The sequence below is a fragment of the Dysgonomonas mossii DSM 22836 genome (assembly GCF_000213575.1).
Taxonomy (GTDB): domain Bacteria; phylum Bacteroidota; class Bacteroidia; order Bacteroidales; family Dysgonomonadaceae; genus Dysgonomonas; species Dysgonomonas mossii.
In genome coordinates, this window is record NZ_GL892008.1 from 54,341 (window position 1) to 74,856 (window position 20,516).

At 39.5% G+C, this 20,516-nt stretch carries 16 protein-coding genes; 10 read left to right on the plus strand and 6 right to left on the minus strand.

Translation table 11 applies throughout. From position 1 onward, the window contains the following. Positions 1-9 precede the first annotated feature (9 nt). The gene (locus HMPREF9456_RS12045) at positions 10-1,911 is read left to right on the plus strand and encodes a carbohydrate-binding domain-containing protein (RefSeq protein WP_006843812.1); all 1,902 of its coding nucleotides are present in this window, start codon (positions 10-12) and stop codon (positions 1,909-1,911) included. Positions 1,912-2,024: 113 nt separating this feature from the next. On the opposite strand, the gene folD is transcribed toward HMPREF9456_RS12045, so the two are convergent. Beyond that, complete coding sequence (gene folD / locus HMPREF9456_RS12050; protein ID WP_006843813.1) at positions 2,025-2,906, minus strand: bifunctional methylenetetrahydrofolate dehydrogenase/methenyltetrahydrofolate cyclohydrolase FolD; 882 nt, start codon at positions 2,904-2,906, stop codon at positions 2,025-2,027. Between the two features lie 388 nt (positions 2,907-3,294). Here folD and HMPREF9456_RS12055 point away from each other — a divergent pair, with 388 nt between their 5' ends. The 4 genes from HMPREF9456_RS12055 (at position 3,295) to HMPREF9456_RS12070 (ending at position 6,133) form a co-directional block, all read left to right on the plus strand. Continuing rightward, positions 3,295-4,023, plus strand: a complete 729-nt coding sequence (locus HMPREF9456_RS12055; protein WP_245531019.1) for an RsiV family protein — start codon at positions 3,295-3,297, stop codon at positions 4,021-4,023. Continuing rightward, entirely contained in the window at positions 4,023-4,643 is a 621-nt protein-coding gene (rsmG, locus tag HMPREF9456_RS12060; protein ID WP_006843815.1) for a 16S rRNA (guanine(527)-N(7))-methyltransferase RsmG, read from the plus strand. Before HMPREF9456_RS12055 ends, rsmG begins: the two co-directional genes overlap by 1 nt. Before the next feature lie 355 nt (positions 4,644-4,998). Further along, positions 4,999-5,409 carry an RrF2 family transcriptional regulator gene (locus HMPREF9456_RS12065; protein WP_006843816.1) on the plus strand — a complete coding sequence of 137 codons (411 nt, stop codon included), beginning with the start codon at positions 4,999-5,001 and terminating at the stop codon, positions 5,407-5,409. 70 nt (positions 5,410-5,479) lie between these two features. Then, the gene (locus HMPREF9456_RS12070; protein ID WP_006843817.1) at positions 5,480-6,133 is read left to right on the plus strand and encodes an NAD(P)-dependent oxidoreductase; all 654 of its coding nucleotides are present in this window, start codon (positions 5,480-5,482) and stop codon (positions 6,131-6,133) included. A 66-nt stretch (positions 6,134-6,199) separates the two neighbouring features. On the opposite strand, the gene HMPREF9456_RS12075 is transcribed toward HMPREF9456_RS12070, so the two are convergent. Both HMPREF9456_RS12075 and HMPREF9456_RS12080 read right to left on the minus strand, forming a co-directional pair. Further along, positions 6,200-7,249: a bifunctional transcriptional activator/DNA repair enzyme AdaA gene (locus HMPREF9456_RS12075; RefSeq protein ID WP_006843818.1), complete on the minus strand. Its 1,050-nt coding sequence runs from the start codon at positions 7,247-7,249 to the stop codon at positions 6,200-6,202. A gap of 185 nt (positions 7,250-7,434) precedes the next feature. Continuing rightward, positions 7,435-7,737, minus strand: coding sequence for a hypothetical protein (locus HMPREF9456_RS12080; protein ID WP_006843819.1), 303 nt, complete (start codon positions 7,735-7,737; stop codon positions 7,435-7,437). A gap of 514 nt (positions 7,738-8,251) precedes the next feature. Here HMPREF9456_RS12080 and HMPREF9456_RS12085 point away from each other — a divergent pair. The 4 genes from HMPREF9456_RS12085 to HMPREF9456_RS12100 all read left to right on the plus strand — a co-directional run bounded on the left by HMPREF9456_RS12085 (position 8,252) and on the right by HMPREF9456_RS12100 (position 12,688). Then, complete coding sequence (locus HMPREF9456_RS12085; RefSeq protein WP_006843820.1) at positions 8,252-8,893, plus strand: MBL fold metallo-hydrolase; 642 nt, start codon at positions 8,252-8,254, stop codon at positions 8,891-8,893. Positions 8,894-8,910: 17 nt separating this feature from the next. Next, on the plus strand, positions 8,911-11,763 hold the full coding sequence (gene gcvP, locus HMPREF9456_RS12090; protein WP_006843821.1) for an aminomethyl-transferring glycine dehydrogenase: 2,853 nt from the start codon (positions 8,911-8,913) through the stop codon (positions 11,761-11,763). A gap of 170 nt (positions 11,764-11,933) precedes the next feature. Further along, positions 11,934-12,257 carry a heavy-metal-associated domain-containing protein gene (locus HMPREF9456_RS12095; protein ID WP_245531020.1) on the plus strand — a complete coding sequence of 108 codons (324 nt, stop codon included), beginning with the start codon at positions 11,934-11,936 and terminating at the stop codon, positions 12,255-12,257. Next, positions 12,254-12,688, plus strand: a complete 435-nt coding sequence (locus tag HMPREF9456_RS12100) for a copper resistance protein NlpE (RefSeq protein WP_006843823.1) — start codon at positions 12,254-12,256, stop codon at positions 12,686-12,688. Before HMPREF9456_RS12095 ends, HMPREF9456_RS12100 begins: the two co-directional genes overlap by 4 nt. Before the next feature lie 66 nt (positions 12,689-12,754). Here the strand turns inward: HMPREF9456_RS12100 and HMPREF9456_RS12105 are convergent, their stop codons facing one another. The 3 genes from HMPREF9456_RS12105 to HMPREF9456_RS12115 form a co-directional block, all read right to left on the minus strand. Next, the gene (locus HMPREF9456_RS12105; protein ID WP_006843824.1) at positions 12,755-13,186 is read right to left on the minus strand and encodes a hypothetical protein; all 432 of its coding nucleotides are present in this window, start codon (positions 13,184-13,186) and stop codon (positions 12,755-12,757) included. A gap of 144 nt (positions 13,187-13,330) precedes the next feature. Beyond that, positions 13,331-15,238 (minus strand): SusD/RagB family nutrient-binding outer membrane lipoprotein, encoded by a 1,908-nt coding sequence (locus HMPREF9456_RS12110; RefSeq protein ID WP_006843825.1) that lies wholly within the window; start codon positions 15,236-15,238, stop codon positions 13,331-13,333. 18 nt (positions 15,239-15,256) lie between these two features. Then, a complete protein-coding gene (locus HMPREF9456_RS12115) occupies positions 15,257-18,661 on the minus strand; it encodes a SusC/RagA family TonB-linked outer membrane protein (protein WP_006843826.1) in 3,405 nt (1,134 codons plus the stop codon). A gap of 752 nt (positions 18,662-19,413) precedes the next feature. Between HMPREF9456_RS12115 and asnA the strand changes: the two genes are divergently transcribed. Continuing rightward, the gene (asnA, locus tag HMPREF9456_RS12120; protein WP_006843827.1) at positions 19,414-20,451 is read left to right on the plus strand and encodes an aspartate--ammonia ligase; all 1,038 of its coding nucleotides are present in this window, start codon (positions 19,414-19,416) and stop codon (positions 20,449-20,451) included. The last annotated feature ends 65 nt before the right edge of the window (positions 20,452-20,516 follow it).

Consider the following 20,516-nt stretch of genomic DNA (forward strand, 5'->3'; position numbering starts at 1 on the left):
ATATGTTGCATGCTTCTAATAGCGTGTAGCAACGACAATGATCCTGTTAATGACGAAGATGATGAAGAAATCGTTATTGATGAAGACTTCACTACCAACACAAAGGATACAACCTTTGTGGATGCCGTTACTATTGCCTATACCGATAATATCGTAACGATTACAAACCCTTACGAAAATGAAGGGGTAAGCATAACCCAATCCAATGGAAATGTGGTGGTAACATCTACAAACACAACCACAGAAATCAACTATGTACTTTCGGGAACGATAAAGAGTGGTTCTTTCAAAATTTATAGCGATTACAAGTTCGGGTTAGGACTCAATGGTGTCAGCATAATAAGCACAGACGGCCCTGCACTGAACGTACAATCGGGCAAAAAAGTAACCGTAATGTTAGTGGGAGGAACGTCTAACCGACTGGTAGACAGCAGCACTTATACAGCCTACAACGACGAAGATATGAAAGGGGCTTTCTTCAGCGAAGGACAGCTCAATTTTCAGGGAAATGGAAATCTACTTGTTATAGGACGACACAAGCACGCAATCAGCAGTGACGACTACATTCGTATAAAAGGAGGTAACATCACCATATCGGGCGCAGTAAGTGACGGTATCCACGCCAAAGATTATTTCAGGATGGATGGAGGTACGCTCAACATCAAGGCCTCGGGCGATGGTATAGACTGCGGCGAAGGGTACATCAAAATTTATGCTGGAAATATCACTATAAAAAGCGACGACGATGCCATTGTAGCCTCTTACGAAGACACAGATACATCCATAGATTCTTCTATAACCATCAGTGGAGGCACTATAAATATCACTACCACAGGACAAAAAGCGGCAGGCATAAAAAGTGACATCGGCTCAATCGGCGTCACAGGGGGTACAATCAACATCAGTACTTCGGGGCTTGCGGCAAAAGCTTTTAATGCCGGAGGCAATATGACAATAGGAGGCGGTGAGCTTACTCTGGCAACAACAGGCAGTGCGTATTACGATACCGACGACAAAGACATATCATCTGCGGCGGGCATAAAATGCGATGGAGCCCTCACAATAGATAAAGGTGTGATTAACATAACAGCATCCGGCGCAGGGGGAAAAGGCATCAGTGTAGATGGAGATCTTATCATCAACGATGGAACGATAAATGTATCTACTACAGGGGATCTATTCAAATATGGCTCGGACGATACGGCAGCCAAAGCCATAAAAAGCGACGGCAATGTTACCGTAAACGGCGGCTCTATAATTATCAAAACAACCAAAGAAGAGGCTGAGGGATTGGAGAGCAAGAAAATACTGACAATCAACAATGGAACAATCGAAATTGAAGCATACGACGATTGTATCAATGCCTCCAATCACATAGCCATCAACGGAGGAAACATATATTGCTACAGCACCTCAAATGATGGTATAGACTCGAACGGAACAATGACTATAACAGGTGGCACCATCATATCCTCGGGTACAACAGTACCGGAAGAAGGTTTCGACTGCGACAACAATATGTTCAAAATCACAGGAGGTATTCTTGTAGGTACAGGTGGGGCAACCAGTACTCCTACGTCAGGAGTAAGTACTCAGCGATCTGTTGTTTACGGAACAACGGGGACTTCGGGCGATCTGATCCATATAGAAGCATCAGATGGTACGGGAATATTAACTTACAAAGTACCCAGAACATACAGCCAAATGACATTACTGTTCAGCTCTCCCGATATGAAGTCGGATGTAACGTATACGATTTACAAAGGCGGCAGTGTGTCAGGGGGCAGCAATTTCCACGGACTGTATTCATCGGCAATATACTCAAAAGGAACGACAGCTATAACTTTCACACCAAGTTCGATGGTTACCAGCATCGGAACCTCAACAGGAGGGAACGGAGGTCGTCCGTGATTCTACTATTGGATAAATAATCGTAAAGGCCGCTTTGTGAAAAGTAGCCTTTATTTTTTTATAAGTGAAACGATATCGTCGCACTCTATAGGATTCTTCTTCTCAGAAAAATATTACTTGTATATTTCGTTTTTTCCTGCCAGCAATGTATTTCTCATCAGGGAAATAATAGTCATAGGCCCTACCCCACCCGGTACAGGTGTGATAAACGATGCTTTGGCGGCTACCTCATCGAAAGCAACATCTCCTTTCAACTTAAATCCTGATTTAGTCTCAGTAGAAGGCACGCGTGTAGTACCCACATCGATCACTACAACGCCGTCTTTCACCATGTCTCCTTTCAGAAACTCGGGAACGCCCAACGCTGCAATAATAATATCGGCGCTTTGGCAAACTTCTTTTATATTTGGTGTGCGGCTGTGGCATACGGTTACTGTGGCATCGCCCGGATATCCTTTTTGCATCATTAGGTTTGCAACCGGTTTTCCTACAATATTGCTTCGACCGAGCACTACACAGTGTTTACCCTGAGTAGGAATATCGTATCGTTTCAGCAATTCGAGTATCCCCGCCGGAGTTGCCGACACAAAGCATGGCAAACCGATAGACATACGCCCTACATTGATCGGATGAAATCCGTCTACGTCTTTGCGATAGTCGATAGCTTCTATTACTTTCTGTTCTGATATATGTTTGGGCAATGGCAATTGAACGATAAACCCGTCAACGTCAGCATCTTTGTTCAGCTTATCTACACAAGCCAAGAGCTCTTCTTCGCTTACGTTATCCTCGAAACGTATAAGGGACGACTTAAAGCCTACCTCTTCGCACGTACGCACTTTGCTGGCAACATAAGTTTCGCTTCCGCCGTCGTGCCCCACCAATACTGCTGCCAGATGAGGGGTTTTACCTCCTGCGGCTTTTATTTTTGCGACCTCTTCGGCTATTTCTTTTTTCATTTGAGCCGATATGGCTTTACCATCGATTAATTGCATATAAATTGCTTTAGATAAGAATTATTAGATGTCACAAAGATATAAAAATAGGAGCAAATAGCCGTTAATCGGCAGAAACTTCATACTACCAAAAAGTTAATATAAACACACCTTAGAGGCACTCTATTGAAAATTTACTTCATAAAAGATTAACAAAAAAAGGCATCCCTTGTCCTTTTTGTCGTATATTTGCTTCATGAAAAGAAATAAAAAACTATTAGCACAGATTTAACGTTAATAGTATATACAGTAGTAGAAATTAAATGATGTTCTTATGAAATTCGCCTCTACACATATCAGTTTATTATTTATATTTTCCTTTTTATTTTTTTCATGTGAAAACAAAAAAACGGATACAGTAAACAATATAGTATACGACTCTATTAGTGTGTCAAAAATATACCATTTGGATAACGACTCCACGAAGCCTTCGTGCTCTATAAAAATAAATTATATCTTCCCTGCAAAATATGAAGACAGTATTATGCTGGCCAAGATACAAAAGGAGTTTAACTATGCAATGTTTGAAGACGAGTCTTCGGAATCGCTCTCGCCGGCAAATGCGGTAGACAAATATGTAACCAATTATATTGCTAACTACAAGGAAGCTGCAAAAGTGCAGTTCCCCGATTGGGAAAGTTCGGAAGATAGCGAAGATTACTTTTCGTTCTACAAAACGCTAAACTCTCAAGTGATATTCGATAGAGGAGGTATCATATCGTACCAGACGTCATCGATGGACTTTAAAGGTGGTGCTAACTCGTCGACATTCTACAAAAATCTGAATATAGACCTGAAGACAGGAAATGTAGTTACAGAGAAAGACATATTTATCCCCGAATATAAAAAGCTGCTCAACACAATGCTTACCGATAAGATCGTGGCACAGAACAATGTGAAGACAGCCGAAGACCTTCTCGAATTCGGATATTGGGGTATAGAAGACATCGCAGCCAATAACAATTTTTCGATAGACGATAAAGGAATAACTTACCTATTCAATCAGGGCGAATACTCAGCACCATCGCTGGGTACAATCAAAGTTCCGTTTACATATAGTGAGTTGTACCCGATATTAAAAGACAATTCTCCAATTTCTATCTACTCAGGAAAATAATGGATATAATTCTTAAATACTTCCCTAATATTACAGAAAAGCAAAAACAACAATTTGCTGCTCTATACGATCTGTATGCGGATTGGAATTCTAAAATAAATGTAATTTCACGCAAAGACATCGAAAATCTGTATACCCACCATGTACTTCATTCGTTGGGAATAGCCAAGCTGATTCAGTTCAAAGACGGCTCTAAGATTATGGATGTAGGTACAGGAGGCGGCTTTCCGGGAGTACCCCTCGCTATATTGTTTCCTAAGTGTAACTTCCTGTTGGTAGACAGTATCGGAAAAAAGGTAAGGGTTGCTACAGAAGTTTCGAGCGCTATCGGATTAGAAAACATTCAGTTTCGCCATTGTCGTGCCGAAGAGGTAAAAGAACAATTCGACTTTGTGGTAAGCCGTGCAGTAATGCCTCTACCCGATTTGGTGAAGATCATACGGAAAAACGTATCGAAAGAACAGCAAAATGCTCTGCCAAACGGACTGATATGCCTCAAAGGAGGAAACTTGGAAGGTGAACTAAAGCCATTTAAGAAAACAGCCGAGGCGGACGACCTGTCGATGTACTTCGAAGAAGAGTACTTTAAGACAAAGAAGATCGTTTATGTGCTGATCTGAGATAAGAAAATATCTCTTACTACTAACCTTAAATTTATCGGTGATGAAAAATTTACTCGTTATTTTTCTATGCCTCTTTTTTGTCATACCCCTATACAGACGGGACAAATTCACCTACCAAAGATTTTGTAATTACATTACTCAATGAGAAAATAGTAAGGATGGAATTGCAAGAGACCCGTGCAATTAAAATATTTTAAGCGTTTTCTCCAATGTTTACACGAATGATCGTTGCCTGTCATACAGACGAGGGAAACATCTCTCCCCTATAATAAAAAGGTAGATTTTTCTTCACTTTTATATTGTAGTATAAAATTTTTATCTACCTTTGTACTGTAATAAATATAATTACAGAATGAACGATCGCAGATTTGTCATATCAATGCATATATTAGTATTACTCTCCAAGTTTCCGGACGAGCTGCTCTCCTCCGATTTTTTGGCGGGGAGTATGAATATCAATCCTGTATTGGTAAGAAAAGAGCTGTCAAACCTTCGCAAGCATAATATTGTTATAAGTAAGGAGGGTAAAAACGGAGGGTGTATGCTTGCCAGACCTGCCAACGAAATATTCATTTCGGACGTATATAAGATCGTAAGCACACATTCCATTCTGGGCAACGAACTGGCATCGCCCAACCCGAAGTGCCCTGTTGGCAAACAAATAAACGAGCATTTGTACGACCTGAATAAAGAAGCCGAAAATATAATGATAAGCCGACTAGCTAACCAAACGTTAGCTGATTTCAGCAATAGATTTGAATAAAAAAATTTAATCAAAACTGTAACACGAAAGCATACAGTATAAGAGAAATTAATCAATAAATAATAAAGTTATGAAGAAAATAGCATTAATAGGAGCCACAGGATTTGTAGGCTCACACCTGTTGACAGAGTTAGTAAACAGAGGGTATGAAGTAACAGCATTTGCACGCTCTACGGATAAAATTCCGGTGAAAGACGGAAACCCTAAGACAGTTGCCTTGGATGTTACAAATACGAAAGCATTGGTAGAAGCACTTAAAGGCAACGATCTTGTGCTAAGCGCATTCAATCCCGGATGGACTAACCCGAATATATACGACGATTTCATTAAAGGATCGGAAGCAATACAGAAAGCAGTAAAAGAAGCAGGTGTAAAACGTTATATCGTAATCGGAGGAGCAGGCAGCCTCTATATAGACGGCAAACAACTTGTAGACGATGAAGGTTTTCCCGAAGAAATAAAACCGGGAGCTACCGCAGCAAGAGACTATCTGAATATCTTGAAAAAAGAAACAGAACTGGATTGGACAATGTTTTCGCCAGCCATCAATATGCACCAAGGCATCAAAACAGGACGGACAGGTAAGTATCGATTGGGAACAGACGAACCTGTGTTCGACAAAGACGGAGAATCTATCCTCTCTGTTGAGGATCTGTCTGTAGCCATTGTTGACGAAATTGAGAACCACAAATTCCCTCTCCAACGCTTTACCGCAGCATATTAATCCTATATAATTTCATTATCCTGAGCGCAGTGAGGACTCTCTCGCTAAAGAGACATTCCTTTTCGTTCAGGATAATTTTTGTTTATTATCTTTTTCCAGATCGATAAGCTTCTGCTTGCGCCACAATCCTCCCGCATAGCCTGTCAACGATCCGTCGGAACCCACAACCCGATGACACGGTATTATGATCGCAATCTTGTTCATGCCGTTTGCATTAGCCACAGCCCTTACCGACAGTGGCTTGCCCAACACTTCCGCCTGCCTGAGATAAGAAGAGGTAGTGCCATAGGGAATTTCAACGAGTGCTTGCCATACCTGTTTCTGAAAATCTGTGCCCGATATATCCAACGGAACATTAAACTCTTTCAATCTTCCTTCAAAGTAGGCGTCCAATTCTTCTTTCAGTTGTTTAAAATATTTGTTCTGTCCCTGCACAATATTAGCATTATGATACTTGGCTAATTGTTTCAGTTCGGTTTCCAATCCTTTACGATCCGAAAATTCGAGCAAACATACCCCTTTATCCGTAGCACAAGCCACCATTGTACCCAAGTCTGTTTCTATACGGGTGAAGTCTATGACGTGCTTTTCTTTACTGTTTTTGGGCGATACACCCAACACCTTCTTAAACGAATCGTTGAAGCCACTGAGAGACTCATAGCCCGAATCGAAAGCAATATCGGTGACAGATGTGCCGGTCTGTAATTTTTTGAATGCTGTATTTATCCTGTACATACGCTGATAGGCATGAAAGGTGATACCATGATTCTTGAGAAACCAACGGCGGATTTTACTTGGCTCTATTTCCAGCTTCAACAGATCGTAATCCTTGAGCTTCAAAGATGGGTCTTCGTCCAAAAGCCTTAATACACGGTCTACATATTCGGGGGTGCTCCCTGCTTTCTCCATCGGATGGCAAACCTTGCAGGCTCTGTATCCTTTGAGTATGGCGTCTTTTGCAGAAGCGAAGAACTCTACATTCTCCCTTTTTGGCTTGCGGGCTGTGCATGTAGGACGGCAAAAGATCCCTGTTGTCTTTATTCCCGCAAAGAATGTTCCTTCGAATGAAGGGTCTTTGGCAACCAATGCTTCATAAAATATATCGTCTTTTTTCATATCCTCTTTTTATAACAAAGCTAATAATAGATATATTTCTTTACAACCGATAAATTTACATGTATTTTTAATTAAAAACTTACCGATTCAAATACTTTGAAATTGTTTCCGTATCGAAGTTAGTCTTCAAAAAAAAATCGGTTGCAATGACACCATCACAACCGATTCTCTGATATAATTATTGGTTATTGTCCAAAACCAAAATGTCCGTGCATACCATGCATGCGACATTCGAAAGCTTTTTTCTTTTCGTCAACAAATGCTTGTTTTTCCTCGCTCGACATATTCATCCACTTTTCACATCGGGAGTCTATTGCCTCTACAGAGAAATGGTCTTCGTGATTATCAAGGCCTTCCATCCGTTTATTCATAAACTCCAATTTTTCGCTATCAGTCATTTTAGACCATGATTCCTTAAATTCTTTTCTTGCATCATTATGGAAAGGGTTTCCACCAAAGAATCCCATTCCAAAACCTCTTGTTCTCATAATTTATTCAGTTTTATATTTTACAATCTATTTATTAAGAGTGCTCTATTTATGTAGACTCCTGAGGATAAAAAATATTTTAAGAAATTATTCCTTTTAAAGAAAATTCACATTACGAATTTATTTAATGCTTATAGAACATTCTTTTTTTTAGGCATAAATGGGCGTACAATCAGACAGCTAATAATACAATAACCTCTGCTGTTGCATACAAAATGAAACCGAAATAATATACTACGCCTCAATAAAAGGGATAAGACGAAGCTCTAAAAGACAGCACTTAGCCGCGCTTGATTTAAACAAATGAATATAAACATTTTACACCTAAACCATTTGCTATAACATCTATTTTCAGTAATGACGATAATAAATTAGTTAACAACTTGTAAACTTCCTATCAAACTGATAAAAAGTCAAGCCTACAATATTAGTTCTGACTAAAAACTGGTAACTTTGCGAGGGCAATGACTATACATTGTAGAATCTTTTTTAACAGACAGTTACTAATATATATATGGAAGTAAAAATATTTGAATTTAACCCCATCAGTGAGAATACATATATCGCATACGATGAAACAAAAGAGTGCGTTATCATTGATCCGGGTTGTTTTTTTCAAGATGAGAAAGAGCTTTTGCTGAACTTCATCTTAGACAATGAGTTAGTTGTAAAACATCTACTAAATACACATCTACATTTCGATCACGTATTCGGAAACAATTTTATCTACGAGCAATTCAAACTGGAAACAATGGCCAACAAGGGTGATGAGTTCTTACTCGAACAACTCCCTACCCAATTACAAATGTTTGGCTTCACAAATGAGGATACGAGAATACCCAAGGTGGGAAAATATCTGAACGAAAACGATGTTGTAACCTTTGGTAATCAAAGGCTGATAGTAATGCAAATACCGGGACACTCGCCGGGCAGTATTGTTTTCTACAATCAGGAAGCCGGTTGCGTATTCGTAGGCGATGTATTATTCAGAGGCAGTGTAGGACGTACCGACCTGGCGGGAGGCAACCACAAACAACTGATAGACGGCATAAAAGAGAAACTGATGAAACTACCTGCCGACACAGTGGTATATTCGGGTCACGGGCCGTTGACCACGATCAGAGAAGAAGCTAGAAACAATTTTTATTTACAATAAAACGATACTTAGAATCCATGGAGACCCAAAAATTTCAACACCGCCACATCGGCATCAATGCAGAAGATGAAAAAAAAATGTTGTCTAAAATCGGCGTCAATTCGCTGGATAAACTAATAGATCAAACCATCCCTGCAAATATAAGATTGCAGAACGGTCTTAATCTACCGGAAGCATTAAGCGAATACGAATATGCTGAGGAAATGGCTCTGATGGCATCGAAGAATCGTATTTGCGCATCGTACATCGGCATGGGATGGTACGATACCGTATGCCCTGCCCCCATCTTCCGCAACGTATTCGAAAACCCGGTATGGTACACTTCATATACTCCATATCAGGCGGAGATTTCGCAGGGACGACTCGAAGCGTTGATGAACTTCCAGACCACCGTAAGCGATCTTACAGGATTACCTCTCTCCAACTGTTCGCTACTCGACGAAGCCACAGCCGGAGCAGAATCTGCCACAATGATGTTCAATCTCCGCACGCGCGACCAGATAAAGAATAATGTAAATAAACTATTTGTTGATAAAAATATATTCCCGCAAACCTTGGCTGTGATCAACACACGCATGGAGCCACAGGGTATTGAGGTAATAGTTGGCGATTATAATACGGTCGATCTTTCAGACGGATTTTTTGGCGCAATTATCCAATATCCCAACTCGAACGGGAATATTGTAGATTACAAAGCATTTGCCGAAAAGGCACATAGCCTCGACTGCAAGGTATCTGTAGCTACAGACCTGATGGCGCTTACACTGCTTGTTCCTCCCGGAGAATGGGGTGCAGACATCGCATTCGGCAGCAGCCAGCGTTTTGGTGTCCCTATGTTTTACGGAGGTCCTTCGGCAGGGTTCTTTGCAACGAAGGAGGAGTTTAAACGTAATGTACCGGGACGTATCATCGGCGTATCGAAAGATGCCTATGGTAAACCGGCCTATCGCATGGCACTGCAAACTCGTGAACAACATATCAAACGTGAAAAAGCAACATCCAATATTTGTACGGCTCAAGCATTACTGGCCACGATGGCAGGATTCTATGCTGTATATCACGGGCCAAAAGGCTTAAAGAATATCGCTACTCAGATACACTCGGCTACATCACTCATAGCAGACGAGCTGAAAGAACTGGGCTATACGATACTGAACGAGCAATATTTCGACACCCTCAAAATAGGTTTACCGAGCGGAGTATCGCAATACACCGTTCGTGAATTTGCCGAAATGCGTGACATCAACCTGCGCTATTACGAAGCAGGAGAAGTAGGTATCAGCATAGACGAAACAATAACAGAGTACAAGGCGCACGAATTGCTTGCCGTATTCTCTATGGCAGCAGGACGTATGGAAGTGTTTATGATAGACGACCTTCCTGAAAAAATAACGATAAAAGACGAGTTCCTCCGTAAGAGCGAATTCCTTCAACACGAGGTGTTCAATTCTTATCATACCGAAACAGAATTGATGCGTTACATCAAACGCCTCGATAGGAAAGATATTTCTTTGGCTCATTCGATGATCTCTTTGGGGTCGTGCACAATGAAGCTGAATGCAGCGTCGGAACTTCTTCCTCTTTCGCTGGGGGGATTCCAAAACATTCACCCTCTAGCACCTAAATCGCAAACTCAGGGATACAACGAACTGATAGAAGAGTTGGGCGAATACCTGAAAGAGATTACAGGTTTTGCCGGCGTAAGCTTCCAGCCTAATTCGGGTGCAGCAGGAGAATATGCAGGATTGATGACAATCCGCAAATATCTGGAAAGCATCGGACAAGGGCATCGCAATATTATCCTTATCCCGGCATCGGCGCATGGTACAAATCCGGCATCGGCAATTCAGGCAGGATACGAAACCGTGACGATAGAGTGCGACAGCCACGGAAATATAGCAGTAGAAGACCTGCAAGCAAAGGCTGATCAGCATAAAGATCATCTGGCGGGTTGTATGATCACGTATCCGTCTACTCATGGTATCTTCGAGAAAGAGATCAGAGAGATGTGCAAAATTGTACACGAAAAAGGCGGACAGGTATATATGGACGGGGCGAATATGAATGCACAGGTAGGACTTACCAATCCGGGCTTTATCGGAGCTGATGTTTGTCACCTGAACCTGCATAAAACATTTGCCATTCCTCACGGTGGAGGCGGTCCGGGCGAAGGCCCTATCTGCGTTGCAGAACACCTTATCCCATTCCTTCCTCATCACCCCGAAGTAGATGGCAGCACCGTGAATACGGTAGCATCTGCACCATACGGAAGTGCAGGAATATTGCCTATCACTTACGGTTATATCCGCATGATGGGTGGAGAGGGCTTGACTCATGCCACAAAAATTGCTATATTAAATGCCAATTATCTGGCAGAATGCCTCAAAGACACCTATGGAATAGTGTACAGAGGTACAACAGGCAGAGTAGGCCACGAGCTTATCCTTGAATGCCGTAAGCTGAAGGAGACATCAGGTATCACAGAATCGGATATCGCAAAACGATTGATGGATTATGGCTACCATGCTCCTACTCTTTCGTTCCCTGTGCATGGCACATTGATGATAGAGCCTACCGAAAGCGAAAGCCTATCGGAGCTAAACCGCTTTGTGGATACAATGAACCAGATATGGGAAGAAATCAAGGAGGTAGAAAACGGAACATACTCGAAAGAAGACAATGTTCTTGTGAATGCACCTCACCCCGAATATGAAGTATGTGCCGACGAATGGAAACATGCTTATCCTCGCTCTAAGGCTGCTTATCCGCTCGAATTTGTAAAACAAAACAAATTCTGGATCAATGTGGCACGCGTAGATAATGCGTATGGTGATAGAAATTTGGTGACATGTCTTTGCGACATGGGATAAAAGATATTTGAGATACTTTTTGTAGTTGCTGAATAGGCAAAGAATATAATATCTTTATCAGCGACGAAGAGTCTGTATAAATTTTAACAGATTCTAAAAAGTATTATTATTTTAAACTTTATAAATAAACATCTGTTTTATAACAGAGTACTAAACTTAGAACTATGAATATGAAAATTTTTGTAATCTCTTTTATATTGATGCTTAGTGCCGGTTTTACACTAAATGCACAAGATAAGAAAGGTTTGAAGAGTGACAAAGAAACAGTAGTTTTCACAGTGTCGATGACTTGCGAAAACTGCCAAAAGCGTATCGAAAAGAATATTGCTTTTGAAAAAGGGGTAACCGATATGAAGGTTAACCTTGATGACAAAACGGTGACTATCGAATTTAAGAATAGCCAAACCACTGTTGATAAACTGAAGGCAGCTATCGAGAAGCTGGGATATGAAGTAGCAGTAAAGACGGATAAGAAAATAGAAGCGAAAAAATGAAAAAACTATTAATAGCTATTGCAGTAGTGGGACTAATGTACAGTTGTGGAGGCAGCTCCCAAAAGCCACAGGAGGAACCCAAAGCTGACAGCACACTGATAGCTGATACACACAATGCAAGAACCTCGTTAGACTATATGGGCTCTTACACAGGTAAGCTCCCTACAGCCAGCGGAGAAGGTATGAATATAACGATCGAGCTGGGTGACAGCACATTCGTTAAGAAGACTCAATATGTTGGCAAGAAAGAAACTTTTGAGGAAAAAGGCAAGTATAGCTGGAATAACGAAGGCAATACTGTGATCCTGGACGGAATAAAGGATGCTCCGAGCAAATATTTTGTTGGTGAAAATACCTTGACCCAATTGGATATGGAGGGCAACAGAATAACAGGAGACATGGCAGAGTTGTATGTACTGAAAAAACAGTAATGTAAATATCACAATAGAAAAAGCCTCTTGGAAATTTCCAAGAGGCTTTTTTAGTTATAATAAATCCTATTTTCCTGTTATTAAAAATGAACTATGACATGACCAATGAATATTAATATAATATCTCATTTTTCCGCCAAAAGGTGCTTCTTTATCGACTTCTACCTCTACAACAAGCGGTATTGGCTTTTGAAAGTTTTCACAAAAAGTATTAAGATCAACCCACAAGGGCTTTGATTTAAGCAATTTAATATTTAAAACATTGTCATTAGTTATCCTCACTTCATGCATAAATGGAATATCCACATTTAATATTTTGTATGGAGACAGAAATGTATAGTCAACTAAATATCGAGAATTTTCAGGACAATTAAAGCCTGTATCCATAATACCCAAGCAATCATAAGATCCATTACATTGAGCAGACAATGATATATTCCCTACTGAAAAAAACAAGAAGGAAATGGTCAAAAACAAAAAACATTTAAACTTTTTCATAACACAAAATTTATAGGTTAAACACAATATTAAATATAGTGAATATATATATACTAACCTATTTACTACAGAAGTTACTTAAAAAAATAACCCTAGACTCACAAGAGCCTAGGGTCATTCTATTAAAATTAGTGTTTGAACAACTTACTTAGGGCCATCTCCAAAGTTTGGAGCGCCTTTATCTTGCCATACACGTTCGCTGTTTAGCAACGATGTAGAGATACTTGTTCCTGTAGTAAATCCTTGAGCTTCGTAAGCAGCTTTTGATTTGTTGTACATAAGATCTGTAACAGACGGTGTAGCTATTTCGAAACGTCGTGGTATTTCTGTAGCTTTCGGTTCTGAGAAATCTACCCATTTGAACAATGAGCTATTTCTTGCAGGTATACCCGAGCGACGCACTACGCTAAACTGATCAGAAGGGAAGAATGTAAGGTGAAGAATCTCCTGTATATAAACTTTTTCAAGTTTTTCTGCAGTTGTTCCTTCCAGCTTAACTCCAGCATTAGCCATCATCGCATCAATTTCTCCACTTTGTAGATCAATTACCTTTTCATTAGGGTCATAACCATAAGTTGTACCATAATATGGAATCTTATTCAATGAAGCCAAACGGTTATATTCTTCTACCGAAGCTCTAACTCCTTTATTGTAATATACTTCAGCCGATTGAGGCAAATCAGCACCCAACAAAGCAAACTCAGCCAAGTAAAGGTTCACCTCTGCAGTAGACATGTACATTCCGTACCAAGGATTATCATTCGTATCAGTTGGAGGTGTGTCTCCAGGAGCTACCGGAATAGTATAATCTACTCGTCCTCTTACCATTTCCTCATTATACTGAGCAACAGCATTATATGTATATTGAGTACCGCTCGCAGAAGTTAATGTATATGGAGTTGTTTTGAAATAACCATCATAAGCACTATTCTGATTTGCATCTAATACTACCGGCAATCCATAGTAACGTACCCATGGTTCACCCAGACCTTTCCATTTAGAGAATTTCTTCTTACCATCCACTGTAGTATATTCTACATTGGCTGCTATAAAATTAGGAAGGTCTTTGCCCTGATCGAAGAATGCCTGTACAACTTTAGAATTGTAACCATTTTTCTTATAGAAGAAACGAACACGAGGGTCTTGGTTAGAAAGCATAAAGTCTAAAACGGTTGCCGAAGGACATAAAGAACTACCAAACACCCCATTACCGAAGTGGTATACAAAATCTTTATCATTGTCAGAAATAGCAGTTGTACCCTTGTTTAGAATAAAGTTATCACCTGATCCATCAAGTACACCCACCGGGCTTTTAGCTACAGAAGCAGCAATTTCGAGTGCTTTTGCTTTGTTTTGAGACAATAAGCGAACAGCTATTTTCAAACGTAGAGAGTTTGCCAATTTAGCCCATTTAGCAGCATCACCACTATAGATAAGGTCCTGTTGGCTAAACAATTTGTTTCTATTCTTTGTAATATCCTGATCGGCAAATGTAGCCATATTTTCCTCCAACTGAGTCAACCAAAGATTATATAAATCTTCTACTTTATCATAATCAGGAGTAAGGATAATAGGATCTGAATAACGAGCCTTCACAGCATCTTTATAAGGCATATCTCCGTACATATCGGTATCGAATATACCCATATAGATAGTAAGAACATTCAAAGCAGCCACATGTTGTTTGTAAGTAGCAGCTTCTGTTTCTGATTTTTTAGAAAGAATATATTCTACATCGCGAAGATATTTCAAAACTCTATATGCCATCTGACCTTGATCTCCAGTAGCTGTAGTCAGATGATAGTTAGAAGAAAATCCTCCGGAAGCAGCACCCAATTGAGCCCACTTAACCATCATAGGAGCATTATAGAACCATAAAAGATACCCCGAAGGTTCAAATTTACGTATTCCTTCTGTCAACAAAAAGTTAACATCACCTTGAGCCACCGTTTGAGGGTCTGTATTGATTGTAGCAAAATCATCTCTACACCCTGATGTAACAAAGGATAAGGCGGCTATAGCTGAAATAAATATAATAGATTTAAATTTCATATCTGTACTTTTTAAAAATTAGAATGTGGCTGATATATTCAACATATAACTTGCTGTAAATCCAGCGAAAGAACGATAGCGGAATTCAGCAGCAGATGTACCACGAAGCCCTTCAGGGTTTTCATGATTAGGCATACTGTTCAATAGGTATCCTAAGTTTCTTCCTGTAATTCCAACCGACAAAGCTCTTGCTCCTAATTTATTCGCAAAAGTTGTAGGACATGCATAATTGAATGATATCTCGCGAAGTGCTATATAATTCAGCTTCTTGAACCAATCGTCGTTAACCACACCTTGTCCCCAGCTGTTTCTGAAATAAGTCCACGCTGAAGCATGTACCGGCTCTACCAATCCTCTATCATATAGGTCTTGGAATGTTTCTCCTCCTGCAGCTACAGTATATGTACCTCCATTCGGTTGATTGATTACAGTTCCTGCAGGGAAAATACCTTGAGGGATATATCCGTCAGTGTAAGTCATTCCATCAAATTTCGATTGCCAAGATACACCACCATGGCTAGCATCAGAATAAGCTAGAGATGATTCTGTAAATCCGTATGCAGTACCATAACGAGAGTTATAAGATGCTACATAACCACCAAAACGCATATCTAAACCTACTCTCAAAGACATTTTCTTGTAACGCAATGTTGTAGAAACTGAACCTAAAAAGTCCGGATTAACAGAACCTATGATTTCTTCTTTTCCACTACGTTGTGCATAAGCCATACGTCTACCGTTAGACCAAGTTAAAACTTCTAAGCCTGTAGCCTCATCAATTTTAGGTTTAGAGTCTGTCATCAACAAACCATATTCAGCACCTACTTTTGCAACTGAACCAACACGGTAGTTACCATAGTTAGTATTTCCTTTAAGGCTAATATAGTCTGCTACATTCTCGTGAAGAGATACGATCTTATTACGGTTACGTGTATAAGTGAAATCTACTTCCCATTGCCAGTCTTTGCTTTCGATAGGAACAGTGTGAAGAGCTAATTCTAGACCTGAGTTTTGAATATTACCGGCATTTACTATTTGTCGAGATATACCTGAAACCTCAGGCACAGCAATTGTCATGATCTGATTTTTAGTATTCTCTTTATAGTATGTCGCATCAATACCTATTCGATTGTTGAAGAAACGCCAATCGATACCTACTTCCCATGCATTCTTACGTTCCGGCTTCAAGTTTTTAGAGATAAGAATATCAACACCGTCCTGATTTTCTATCTGTAAAGAGCTTATATATCTGTCTCCCATTACTGTAGTTCTCAAGAAATAAGCATTATTCAAACTATAAGGATCGGTATCATTACCTACTTGTGCCCATGATGCACGAAGTTTTGCAAACGAAACCCATTCAGGCAAGTCTATCAATTCTGAAAGAATAGCTGAGCCGTTTACTGACGGATAGAAGTAAGAGAAGTTACCTGTTCCATCAGAGTAAACCAATGAGGAAGACCAGTCGTTACGTCCTGTTACATCTAGATATAATTTGTTTTTCCAGCTCACTCCAACTTGTCCGGCTACAGAGAACATTCTCTTTGTGCCCAATGTATAAGCCTCAGTTTTAGCTGCTTTTACAGAGTTTTTGATAAAATAAAGATCCGGAACAACTAAACCTCCATCTGTACTGGTTGTCATATAGCTCTGCCAGTTGTCATAGTACTCACCACGCAAAAATCCGGTAAAATTGAAATCTGCATTTAGAGGCTTATCCCATAATACGCTAGCATTCAAGTTTGTTTGTCTTTTCTTTGTGCTAGTCATAGCGTAGTAACCGTTACCGCCGTCATAAGTTCTAGCATATCCATAGTTAGGATTCTTTGTTTCACGGTTTGTATAATAGTAATTATAATTACCTTCAGTTTTGAACTTCAACCAATCCAAGATATCAACAGTTAATGCTAAGCTTGGACGGATCGATACTTCTTCCTGTGTCGTATTATTCTCATAGATACTCCACCACAAGTCGCGTCCCGGTACATTTCCATATTTATCATCATAAGAAGAGTTAGCCAAACCGCCATGTGTTCCTTTATATTTGTCACGATAATAAGAAGGATCATATTCACGCGTAAATGTTCCGCTTGCAAAGTATTCACCCACGTTTGGCTGAACATTTTTAGGATTTGATTTTCCAAAGTTTACAGAAGCATCAAGCATTACTTTGTCAGAAATCTTATGAGATGCTTTTGTCAACAAGGTCAACCTATTGAACTCATTGTTAGGCAATGTTCCTGTTTGATGTCTGTAGGCTAGAGATGTATAAAATGTTGTTTTATCATTACCACCCTGCACTGTAAGGTTAGAGTTGGTAGTGAAACCCAAATTATACATATCTTTATAGTTATTCTTTATCGCTCTGTAAGTAGTTTCCTCATTATCATATCCAAGGATAGCGCTTCCGTCAAATCGAGGTCCATATCCCATACCCCAATCATTGAACATAGCCTTTCCATCTCCATTGTATTTAAACTGATGTTGGTTATCCCATCCGTAGTAACCACCACTTGAGTTGGTTTTACCATAGTCTACATAACCGGATAAAGCACCTACACCATACACATTTTGAAGATCCGGTTGTTTATACACATGATCTATACCAAAAGATTGGTTGAATGTAACACCAAATCCTTTTGTAGCTTTTCCACTTTTTGTAGTGATAACGATCGCACCAAACAAACCTCTAGATCCATAAAGAGCAGTAGCAGCAGCTCCTTTCAGAACAGACACTGTTTCAAAGTCACTTGGATTTAGATTCTTAAGCTCATTACCCCAGTCGTTAGCGCCTGAACTCCAGTCAGCGTCGCCTGCGTCTGCATTTGAGTTACTCAAAATAACATTATCCACAACATAAATAGGTCTATTAACTCCATTTAATGTTGGAATACCACGAAGTTGAATTTTAGATGATCCAAACATACCGCCGTCAGATCCTGAGATTTCAAGTCCGGCAACTTTACCTTGAAGAGCATCAATCGGATTATTTGAGTTATTCGCTAAATCATCCCCTTTCAACTCCGTCATCGCATACCCTAAAGCTTTTGTAGATCTTTTCATACCAAGTGCTGTCACAACAACTTCATCCAGTTGTTGATCGCCCTCCTGAAGAACTACATCGATGTGCGTTTTTGATCCTACCGGTATTTCTTGCGATTTATACCCTATGAACGAAAACACCAAAACAGAGTTAGACCCTGCTGATATTTTATAGTTCCCTTCTGTGTCCGTCAAAGTACCAGTAGTAGTACCTTTTACCGCAACACTAGCACCAATAATAGGCTCATTGTTAGCATCTTTTACGATACCCGTAACTGTCTGAGCCTGAACAATGGTAAAAGAACAAAATAAAATACTGCACAATAGCAATATTTTGTATATGCCCTTACCAACTTTCCTTTCCTTTAGGTAATCATTCATAATAAAAAAAATTAAAGTTCCTCACTAATAATAAAGAAGTAATAAAATTGATTGCTCAAAAGCTCTGAGTAAGCCTCTAAATAAGCAATACAAAAAGGTTATCCGATTTTATTTCACGAAAACAATTTCACCTACATACTGTTTTCCCATTTCATAAAACAACTAGTTATAATGCTTTCTCGAGGAATATAAAGCTGTATGTCTCCGATACAACTTATTAAATCCATTCCAGAACACCCCTCCTAAGCCGTCTCTCCAATACTTATTTCTTCATAAAAAACAATACAACAGTCAATTATCAAAAATAAAGCATCTTAACATTTTGAGACAATTATTTAAGATCAACTTATAAACACAAAAATAGAAGTTAAATTTCATTAAAAATGACAAGATTTCGACAAGTTGATAGCACTATATCGACTTCATGTATTGTATAAAAATTAAACAAAATTATCTAAATAAAGTTCAAACAGCAAAGATACACAAGATTACTCATACATAATACACAAAGTAGGAGGACAACCAAAAATAAAGACAATATCGACATAAGAGAGGCTTGTCTATTAGACGCAATATTAAGAATATACAGAAAATAATGTAAGATAATTTAACTATAAACTCTTCACAAAGTAAACAACAGCAAACCACCAAGACAATCAAAATGCATATTTTCAGCAAATAAAATTTTCATATTAACACGAAAAACATAACTTTGCAAATCATTTAATACAAAAACAGGCAAATTAATAAAAATGAGCTATTTAATTAAACCCAAACACTACCGTGCCCTCTTAGATTTACAGCAAACAGAGATGGGTATCAAGCAGATTAAAGATTTCTTCCAACAAAATCTATCTTCCGAACTACGCTTAAGAAGGGTTACAGCTCCTCTGTTCGTTCTCAAAGGGATGGGCATCAATGATGACCTCAACGGCATAGAAAGAGCTGTAAATTTCCCAATAAAAGATATGGGTGACGAACGTGCCGAAATAGTTCATTCATTAGCCAAATGGAAACGGTTGACCCTAGCCGACTACAATATAAATGAAGGCTTTGGCATATATACAGACATGAATGCCATCCGAGCAGACGAAGAGCTGGGCAACTTGCATTCTTTGTATGTAGATCAGTGGGATTGGGAAATGGTTATGTCTCCCGAAAACCGAAACTTAGAATTCTTGAAACAAATTGTAAACAGAATATATGCAGCACTGGTAAGAACTGAGTATTTAGTATATGAGATATTCCCGGCTATCACTCCTATTTTGCCTTGCAACATAAAATTCATACATGCAGAAGAATTACTGCAAAAGTACCCCGACCTCCCTGTAAAAGAGAGAGAAAACAAAATAGCAAAAGAATACGGAGCCGTATTCATCATTGGTATTGGCGGAGAGCTTAGCAATGGCAAACCACACGACGGACGAGCTCCCGACTATGACGACTGGACTACCAAGTCCGAAAACGGATACAAAGGACTCAACGGAGATCTTATCGTATGGAATCCAGTTTTGGAACAAGGCATGGAGCTATCATCGATGGGAATACGTGTAAATAGAGAAGTACTATTGGAGCAACTTGAAATATCAGGACAGGAATCGAGAAAAGAGCTTTATTTCCACAAGCATTTGCTAAATGGAGAGCTCCCACAATCGATAGGCGGAGGAATAGGACAATCGCGACTATGTATGTTCTACCTCAGAAAAGGACATATAGGAGAGATACAAGCCGGACTATGGCCTAAAGAAATGTGCTCTGAAGCACTAAAGCTGGGCATGCCATTAATATAGTTCTGCACAGGCATGTTTTTTTAATAAATATTTTTACTTAACTTTATAATCTGGAGGATGTTTTT

Excerpts from the sequence above, each read along its gene's own strand:
- folD (WP_006843813.1), bottom strand. The coding sequence starts at position 2,906 with ATGCAATTAATCGATGGTAAAGCCATATCGGCTCAAATGAAAAAAGAA.
- HMPREF9456_RS12105 (WP_006843824.1), bottom strand. The coding sequence starts at position 13,186 with ATGAAAAAGTTTAAATGTTTTTTGTTTTTGACCATTTCCTTCTTGTTT.
- HMPREF9456_RS12075 (WP_006843818.1), bottom strand. The coding sequence starts at position 7,249 with ATGAAAAAAGACGATATATTTTATGAAGCATTGGTTGCCAAAGACCCT.
- HMPREF9456_RS12045 (WP_006843812.1), top strand. The coding sequence starts at position 10 with ATGCTTCTAATAGCGTGTAGCAACGACAATGATCCTGTTAATGACGAA.
- HMPREF9456_RS12110 (WP_006843825.1), bottom strand. The coding sequence starts at position 15,238 with ATGAAATTTAAATCTATTATATTTATTTCAGCTATAGCCGCCTTATCC.
- rsmG (WP_006843815.1), top strand. The coding sequence starts at position 4,023 with ATGGATATAATTCTTAAATACTTCCCTAATATTACAGAAAAGCAAAAA.
- gcvP (WP_006843821.1), top strand. The coding sequence starts at position 8,911 with ATGGAGACCCAAAAATTTCAACACCGCCACATCGGCATCAATGCAGAA.
- HMPREF9456_RS12070 (WP_006843817.1), top strand. The coding sequence starts at position 5,480 with ATGAAGAAAATAGCATTAATAGGAGCCACAGGATTTGTAGGCTCACAC.
- HMPREF9456_RS12080 (WP_006843819.1), bottom strand. The coding sequence starts at position 7,737 with ATGAGAACAAGAGGTTTTGGAATGGGATTCTTTGGTGGAAACCCTTTC.
- HMPREF9456_RS12100 (WP_006843823.1), top strand. The coding sequence starts at position 12,254 with ATGAAAAAACTATTAATAGCTATTGCAGTAGTGGGACTAATGTACAGT.
- HMPREF9456_RS12065 (WP_006843816.1), top strand. The coding sequence starts at position 4,999 with ATGAACGATCGCAGATTTGTCATATCAATGCATATATTAGTATTACTC.
- HMPREF9456_RS12095 (WP_245531020.1), top strand. The coding sequence starts at position 11,934 with ATGAAAATTTTTGTAATCTCTTTTATATTGATGCTTAGTGCCGGTTTT.
- HMPREF9456_RS12085 (WP_006843820.1), top strand. The coding sequence starts at position 8,252 with ATGGAAGTAAAAATATTTGAATTTAACCCCATCAGTGAGAATACATAT.
- asnA (WP_006843827.1), top strand. The coding sequence starts at position 19,414 with ATGAGCTATTTAATTAAACCCAAACACTACCGTGCCCTCTTAGATTTA.
- HMPREF9456_RS12115 (WP_006843826.1), bottom strand. The coding sequence starts at position 18,661 with ATGAATGATTACCTAAAGGAAAGGAAAGTTGGTAAGGGCATATACAAA.